At 50.5% G+C, this 7,784-nt stretch carries 7 protein-coding genes; all 7 read right to left on the bottom strand.

The window, feature by feature from the left end; translation table 11 throughout:
- Nucleotides 1-346 (bottom strand): adenylyltransferase/cytidyltransferase family protein (locus tag HOK28_02305; protein MBT6431893.1); only part of this gene is annotated, 346 nt, incomplete at its 3' end.
- A 94-nt stretch (nucleotides 347-440) separates the two neighbouring features.
- On the bottom strand, nucleotides 441-2,834 hold the full coding sequence (locus tag HOK28_02300) for a glycosyltransferase (protein MBT6431892.1): 2,394 nt from the start codon (nucleotides 2,832-2,834) through the stop codon (nucleotides 441-443).
- A 135-nt stretch (nucleotides 2,835-2,969) separates the two neighbouring features.
- Nucleotides 2,970-4,532, bottom strand: a complete 1,563-nt coding sequence (locus HOK28_02295; protein MBT6431891.1) for a polyamine aminopropyltransferase — start codon at nucleotides 4,530-4,532, stop codon at nucleotides 2,970-2,972.
- A gap of 2 nt (nucleotides 4,533-4,534) precedes the next feature.
- Entirely contained in the window at nucleotides 4,535-4,756 is a 222-nt protein-coding gene (locus HOK28_02290) for a DUF350 domain-containing protein (protein ID MBT6431890.1), read from the bottom strand.
- A gap of 24 nt (nucleotides 4,757-4,780) precedes the next feature.
- The gene (locus HOK28_02285) at nucleotides 4,781-4,969 is read right to left on the bottom strand and encodes a hypothetical protein (GenBank protein ID MBT6431889.1); all 189 of its coding nucleotides are present in this window, start codon (nucleotides 4,967-4,969) and stop codon (nucleotides 4,781-4,783) included.
- 24 nt (nucleotides 4,970-4,993) lie between these two features.
- Entirely contained in the window at nucleotides 4,994-7,018 is a 2,025-nt protein-coding gene (locus HOK28_02280) for a DUF4178 domain-containing protein (GenBank protein ID MBT6431888.1), read from the bottom strand.
- A 208-nt stretch (nucleotides 7,019-7,226) separates the two neighbouring features.
- Nucleotides 7,227-7,784: hypothetical protein (locus HOK28_02275; protein MBT6431887.1), on the bottom strand; the 558-nt coding region annotated here is incomplete at its 5' end.

Raw genomic sequence — 7,784 nt, 5'->3', positions numbered from 1 at the left:
GTGTACGCTCAAGGTAGACGACTTTGCAATATTCGTTCATATCGTCAAACCTGCCTTTCCAATCCTCACCCATGACCATGATATCCGCTGCTTGTTCTTGGATATACTGGCCTTTGAGAGCCAAATCGTGCTCGACGAAGACTTCGTCTACGCATCGAAGGGCCCGAACTATCGCCAGTCGGTCTTCAAGTCGGCATACGGGTAACTTGCCTTTTTTAGACATGTTTAGCTCGTCTGAGGAGACTCCAACACAGAGGCTATCGCCCAAGGCCCGAGCTCGCTCTAGAATCCGAAGGTGCCCTACATGAAAAAGGTCAAAGGTTCCGAATGTGATTACTTTTGCCATCTGATATCCCGGTGTTGTCGACTGAACCTGAGTAAGCCACGTAGATCCGTCATCTCGAGCTGATTTGACTGCCAAGCCCTATGCATCTCCAAGCTTAGAGGCCCTCTAGCAGCCTGGCGACCCTTACGCCAGAGCTACCGTCACATGCACCAACCCAGCGTTTTCGGAACCTATCGAGCTTTTCTGAGCCGGTTTCAGCTGACTTTAAAGCATCGAGAAATGATGCTGAACCGGGTTTGGTAACCAAATTTGGTACCTCATCAATAAACCCTGGAGTGAGCTGGTTACGATAGTGGTCGAGGTCGTCAGCGAAGCAGATGGTTGGGGTCTGAGCCGCGATGGCGTCGAGTAGGCCGCCTGAATAATCACTGATGAAAATATCGGCTGCAGCCAAAAGCGTTTGAATCGTGAGGTTTTGGGCATGTGCATCGATGATTTTATGGTGCTTGGGCTGAGGTACTAGATTTGTGCGGCGTGTTCTTTCGTTCATGGGTGTTGCAGCGAGACTCGGGTGCAGGTTGATAATGAGCCGCTCGTCATCTGCTAAGGCTTCGTTGATTTCGTCGAGATTGATTGAAGAATAGTGAAAGACGCAGTCTGGCCATTGTCCCCGGAAGGTTGGTGCGAACACGTATATTCGCTTGCCAGTGAGAGACGGTATTTGGCTAATCAGTTGGCGTGCGAAGATCGACTTTTGCTCGGGATCTATGAGGAAGTCGGTTTTGATGGACCCTAATGGTAAGACACGACTTGGCGGTACGCAGAAGGCCTCTGCATACATAGGTATCATTTCAGCGGAGGGTGCAATCACATGAGTGAAGTCACCGGACCGTTTCTTAAATTCAGACTCCGTGAGCTGTGATTTAAGGTTGGCGCCTTTTTTGATGAATCCCGTTGAGTGCCAAATCTGAACCAGTTTCTGATGGGTTTGGTAGCCGGAAGGAATACCTCCTTCAGTGACCACCACTTTCGACGTTAGAAGCTTCAGATAGTTTTCAACGCCGAGGCCCCGTTTGGGGTCGTCGAATATTACACAGGGAGGCGATTGAAGATGCTTTGCCAGGTGCCGTGGGCCATCTTCAATGGAGGGAAGTGAGTAAAGAGTGATATTGGGACCGTCGAGCCGGCTGGCAGTCATGCGTGTGGGTTCTTTAAGCGCGTTGCGAATGATGGGCCAAATGTTGGCTCTAACGGACTGCGCTGCCGTTTTCACCCGGCCTCGAGCGACGAATTGAAAGACAGTTTTAGTATGGGCTTGGAGTGTATCTGGACCAACTTCATCGGGCAGTGAACTCACGTGCTGCTGAATTTTATGTCGTAGATAGTCGATGGCATCAGGATTCTGGACTGAGGCGCCGCTCTTGATGGGTTTCTCTAATAAGAGTTGGTGTTCTTGTTTGGAGTCATATGCCTCTTTTATAAGTTGAATCCATTGTTGCGCGATGAGCTTCGGCTCTCGGCTCTTCACGGAGTTGAGGCCGTTTTGAGACAACTCTCTCCACTTGGCGGTCTGGGTTGCCACTTCAAACATCGCTTGCACCATTTCGTCGGTGGATCTTTCATTCACCAAGTGCCCACCGTTTGGATGGTCAAAACATTGTGCGAGTGCTTCGCAGTCACGGTAACCCAATATGGGTAGGCCTACGGACTGAGCTTCTCCAGCAACCAGTGGCCACCCTTCGAATTTCGACGGCATGAGAAGAATTTGGGAGGCCGATAGCTCTTGGATGGGGTTATCGGTGTGACCCCGAAATTGAACACGGCCGAGTATTCGTAACTGTTTTGAACGTTCTTTGAGCTTATCGAGAAGCGGTCCTTCTCCAAAGAAGACATAGTCCCAGTTTGGGATACGTGAAGAGACTTTGGCGAAGGCTTCGAGGCCATCGAGAAGCCCTTTCTCAGGGCTAAGCCGGCCAATGCTGATGAATCGATTGCGTTGGCCTTGCGACGGTTCTTGGGCTCGCAGGTTGGTCTTAGCGGTGGCATTCGGGATAACTCTCACTTTGTTTGCATCAGTAAGCCCTTGCGGGATGCAGGACTCACGTAAAACGTGAACTTTGTCAGAGGAGTCGATCACCGCATTTCGCATGCGCATTTTTTCTTCGAAGTCTTGCCCGAATCCCCACCATTTTTCGACATAAAAGTCAGGCTGGTTGTGCTCAGAAAAGACCAGTGCGGTATTGAGCCCGTCCAAGGCTACTGGAAAGGTTGAAGCTACACCATTGGTGGTCATCGCTACGATGACGTCCAGCTCTCGTCGTTTTACAATGTCTCGAAGTTGCGCTGCGTGGTCGAGTGAGATTTCGTAGGGTATGTGCTCAACGCTGACACCAGCAGGCAGCGCGGCAATGGGAGCAAATTGGCCAGGAGGTGCTACCCAGGTGACGGTATGCCCATCAGCGGTGAGTGCCTTAGCGACTTGGAGTCCAACTTTTTCGATGCCCGTGACTTGTCGAAAGAGAGACACTGTATAGATGCCAATTTTCATTAAGAAATCCGATAACAAAGGGCTCTTTGATGCGCAATGCTGCAATCTGCTTAGTCTAGGGAATATCGGTTTTCAGATAGAATAACTGTTATAAGCCGCAGGTTTATCTCTATTTCTCGTGACGTTTTAAGCGTCTCAATCAAAGTATTGATTGTATCCATCACGGTAGAGATTCACGACCACTGGATTATCAAGTGAGCTTACGGGCGTTGGAATGCGCTTCATATCGTTTGGAAATGTAAACAAGGAGGGCAGCAGTTCGCTGGTTAAGTAGCGGGCCGATGGATGTACTTCCAGTTCCGATACGTCGATGGGCTGCATTGACGCCACGACAAATCCCCAGGTTCCAAATGATGGAACAACCGTATGGTACGGACGGGCAATGAGCTGGCGCGGCTGCTCCGGGGAACCAAACCTGGCTGCTTCGAGTGTGGTTACAATCGACCAGAAGGCTGCTCGAGAGCGAAACGGGCTGGTGCATTGCGCGGCAAGGCGACCGGTGGGTGTGAGGTGGCGGCCAACCAATTCAAAAAAGGGCCGCGAGTATAGCTTACCAAGGTTTGCATCGGATGGGTCGGGAAGGTCCATCAGAATCACATCGTAGAGCTCGCTGGTTTGACCCATGAATTTCATTGCGTCTTCGTTGTAAATTCGAATCCGAGGATCTGAGAGTGAGCCGTTATTGAGTTCGCTGAACATAGGGTTATCGCGAAAGGCAGCGGTAACTTCAGGGTCGAGGTCGACTAAGTCGAGCTGGGTTACATCTGGATAACGCAGCACTTCTCGGGCAGCCATACCATCGCCGCCTCCCAGGATCAGAACCCGGGACCGATTGGGTGCAGCTGCCATAGCAGGATGAACAAGGGTCTCATGGTAACGGTATTCATCTACGCTTGAAAATTGGAGATGTCCGTTGAGGTAGAGACGGATGTCGTCTCGCCAACGAGTTACAATCATACGTTGGCTGCCCGTATTGCGCGCAAAGATAATATCATCTTGGTAAAGTTGGTCTTCAAAATGGAGGGTTGCTTGGGAAGAACCTAAAAACCCCACACTCATCAGAAAGAGAAGTCCAAAAGCTAAGCTGGTCAATTTGCGACGACCGGTAAGTGGTCCTTTAACGGAGCGAATCAGATAGAGGGCAATCCCAATATTGAGAAACCCCATTAGAAAGCTGCCACGTACCAAACCAAGTTGCGGCAGGATGACAAACGGAAAGACAAGTGACGCCAAAAGTGCGCCCACATAGTCTAGGCTCATCACATGGGCGAGTGTTATCTCCAGGCCCACGGTATTGCGCAGTATCCGAATGACCAATGGGATTTCCATGCCGACCAATATGCCGATGGTAATCACCAGTGAAGTAAGCACCATGCCGTAGGCTTCGGTATAGGCAAATGCGGCAAAACCTAGGCCTGCCGCGAGTCCGCCAATACACCCAACTGCCATTTCAATAAGGATCAGCCGCTCGAGGAGCAGCTCTTCGATGAATTTGGAAAGATAAGCACCGATGCCCATCGAGGTGAGAAACATGCCAATGACCAACGAGAACTGTGTGACAGAGTCACCCAGGAGGTAGCTGGAAAGTGTTCCTGCGATGAGTTCGTAGACCAGACCACATACCGCAGCGACGAATACGGTGAGGAGCAGGGCAGGGCTTGAGACTTCTGCCATGGGCGGTGCTACATTGTTGGACATGACTACTTAATGGCTGCCGATAGGATAATGGCAAGACCAATGAGTCCGCAGCCAATGATAATGCCAAGGGCTGAATTGTGTTCTTCTTCAATTTCTTTACGCACCGAAAAGGGTGTGAGTTTTTCCATGAGATTGATTCCCACGCCGAATAGAATCAGCCCTACAAAGAAATAGACGATGGTGGGAATGATTCCCCATAGTTCACTTATAATAGTGTCTGGCATAATTTGCCTCCTCTAGTTGTTCGATTACTTGCCACGGTGGTGTCCGCCTCCGTGAAAATAGCGTCGCCCCTTATTGGTACGCTTAGAGTCTTCGCGTACGCTTAATGCCTCACGCGTGGGCTCTGAGAGGCCAATGCCCGATTGAGCAGCCCACATAGAGCCTAGTCCCGATAAGCCCATGACGATGGCTAGAATGCGTGCTCCGCGGGTCATGAGATTTGCCCTTTTGTCTTTTGCTTATGCATCGTCGCCCCAGCGCACTGCCGAAAAGCTGGCCTTGGCGATGATTTCTCCAAAAAACCAAATCAGGGAAAAAAGAAAGACCGCCAATGGATAACGCGAGAGCCAGACGCCTTCTTGGATGACGATGTCGACGTGGCCTTGTTTATCCCACCAGTCTTTGTTGTTGGGAGTTTCGCCGGTGACCACGAGTTTGTATTGACCGGGGTCCTTGATTTTTAGGTATATCTCTCTCTGCCGACTTCCTTCGGACCAGGACTCTCCGCCCTCATACCCGTGGTAGTAGGAGATGTTGGTCGAGAATTCGTGTATGCGATTTTCGGCGGCATCGATGAGCATCATGTCTAGATAGACCCAGCTATTGTCGACTGGCGCAAAAGCTTCGAGCTCTACCAATGTATCGGATTGCGTGATTTCAAAATATTGGGACTGGTATTCTTGCCCGCCGGAATACTCCTTGGGCTCTATGGTCATTTTGTCAACATGTTGTCCCTTAGCATTGACGACCATGGCGCAAAGCAGCATGACGAGAGCACTATAACCCTGGATCTTTTTGCTATAGCGCCTAAACGGGCTGCGGATGAAAGGCTGTGAAGGTGCAACGCCTTTGCGCTTGCTTAGCTGTGCCTCATCGAAACCAAAAGCGGCCGCCACCTCGCTTGGTTGAAGATATTTTCCTTTAAAGGCTTCGAGTTCGTTGTTCGATTCTTCAATGCAGATGCTGTAGGGCGGGCTGATTAAATCGGTATAGCTCGATTCATCCCCAGCTTTGGCCATGTATGGAAATTGGCCTTGCACCCAAGTGGTCTTGGAGAGTCCCTTTTCAAACACTTTGTAGGTGGCGTCGCCAATGCGAACCTTTGATTTTCGCGACTTGCCTGAACCTACGGAAGGAGCCTCGTTCATTCGCCTATTGAGCACAAAATGATTGTCCTCTTTTTCAAGCCAAAGATGACCATTGGATTTTGACATCAGTATGAACGAGTCGCTTGGGTAGGGGATGTCTGCTTCGTGAACGACCGACTGCAAGTGGCCGGTGAGCACATACTCGATGCCTTGAATGGTACAACGTTGTCCGATTCTAAATGGTCGAATGGAAGGTGCTCGAAATTGTGCGGGGTCAACGGTGGTGGTTTTGCCCCCATCGTTCTTATTCGTTGAACCTGATTTTTCAGCTCTTACTAGTATTTTAGGTCTATCTGGCGACGTGACTTTAAGGACTGAATGGCAGGTGGGACAGTGGGCTTGCTCAATGTTGGTAGCAAATGCCAAACCGAATTGGGCACTGCATGCAGGGCAATCTACCTGGGGTAAGTCTCGGTCGTTGAGTGTGCCGCAGTAGGTGCAGGTTAGGGTGAGGGCGCCATCTTTCACCTCAAGCGGCGCGGCGCAGCAAAAGCATCCCATAGATTCAAGAGCAACGCTCGCAACGGTATGTCCGTCTGTGGGGTCGTCCACCGGCGGCAGAGGGATGACGGGTTCAATGATGTTGAGCTCTGCGGCTTTGATTTTTCTTCCCGTAAAAAGCTTTACGCCTTCATCTGATAATTCAAGGGTGGCGATTCGGTTTACGCCGGCGCGAAGGGTTTTGTAGTCGATGGTTTCTCTTGGCAAGACTACGAATGGAAGTTGACCTTCGCCTCCCAAGCAAACCGCTGTTCCGGACTCTTGGACGCGGTAATTGGAATCTCCAGAGACGATACTTTGTCCCACTTTGAGTTTCCCAAACCGGATAGGCGTGATGCTGGTCTTGCGGTTTTGAGTGAGCGTGAGTTCGCCGTCGTCTTCTGAGACCCATCCTAAATTAGAATTAGAAAACTGCAGGCACCACTCGTCCCAAAAGCCTTGGTCGTAGCTGTAGCGAACTCGCCCTTGAACCACAAAGGAGGCACCTTCGTATTCTCCTGTGACACCCAGCCCTAAAGCTCCGGTGCTGGCGGCCAGGGTTGCGCTTTTTCCAGTGAGTTCAAGCGTGTCTCGCCCAACCAAACTGACCGCATGGCAACTTGTACACGTAATCATACGCGCGAAAGATTCCTGCCATGGAAATGGGTGTGCGCATGAAGGGCATTGCATGTAGCGTGAATAGCTAAATTGGGCGTTCAACGCAAAGTGAGCAATGGCTGCCATAGTACGCATGACACGGCAGGTTACGCGTCTTGATTTCGAGGAGTTTGGCTAAAGTTTAACTAAAACAGGTTCTTGAAGTCTTTCCCGCGGACGGCGCCGCCTATGCGTTGAGGAAATCCTCACACTGCTTTTTAAGACCCTCAATATTGTTCTTCTCACAAAAGTCATAGGCTTGCTGGGCATGATCCTTGAGCGAGTCGGCGTCGTCTAAACGTTGATAGATTTCTGCAAGATTCAAATGGATGACGGCCATATCGTAAGGGTCGCGGTAAGTTTTACGAAGCTCAAGCGCTTCGAGAAGTTTGCCCGCAGCTTCGTCATTTTTATCTAGAAAGGCCAGGGCAATCCCTATGTTCATAAGAGAGATGCTGAGCAGTCGAACATTCGAAGAGTTTTCACGTAGACTAAGAGCTTGATTGAGGTGCGCCAACGCTTGTTTCGGTTGGTTTAGATTGAAAAGCGAAACTAAGCCCAGAGTATCATAATGCCTTGCCAGGCCATGCTGGAGTTCTGGGTGTTCCTGAGCTGCTGTGCTGTGGGTGGTGATAGCTTTGGTAGCAAGTGCGAGTGCCTCGGCCGTTAATTTAGCGGTGCGGTAGTAATCCGTGAGCTCCGCCTCGAGGTCGATGATGAGGACTGGCAACATCTCGAAGTCTGT

The organism is Deltaproteobacteria bacterium (assembly GCA_018668695.1).
Classification (GTDB): domain Bacteria; phylum Myxococcota; class XYA12-FULL-58-9; order XYA12-FULL-58-9; family JABJBS01; genus JABJBS01.
This window is presented reverse-complemented; position numbering and strand designations above follow the sequence as displayed.

Coding starts and splice junctions, on each gene's coding strand:
- HOK28_02285 (MBT6431889.1), bottom strand. CDS start 4,969: ATGACCCGCGGAGCACGCATTCTAGCCATCGTCATGGGCTTATCGGGA.
- HOK28_02290 (MBT6431890.1), bottom strand. CDS start 4,756: ATGCCAGACACTATTATAAGTGAACTATGGGGAATCATTCCCACCATC.
- HOK28_02280 (MBT6431888.1), bottom strand. CDS start 7,018: ATGATTACGTGTACAAGTTGCCATGCGGTCAGTTTGGTTGGGCGAGAC.
- HOK28_02295 (MBT6431891.1), bottom strand. CDS start 4,532: ATGTCCAACAATGTAGCACCGCCCATGGCAGAAGTCTCAAGCCCTGCC.
- HOK28_02300 (MBT6431892.1), bottom strand. CDS start 2,834: ATGAAAATTGGCATCTATACAGTGTCTCTCTTTCGACAAGTCACGGGC.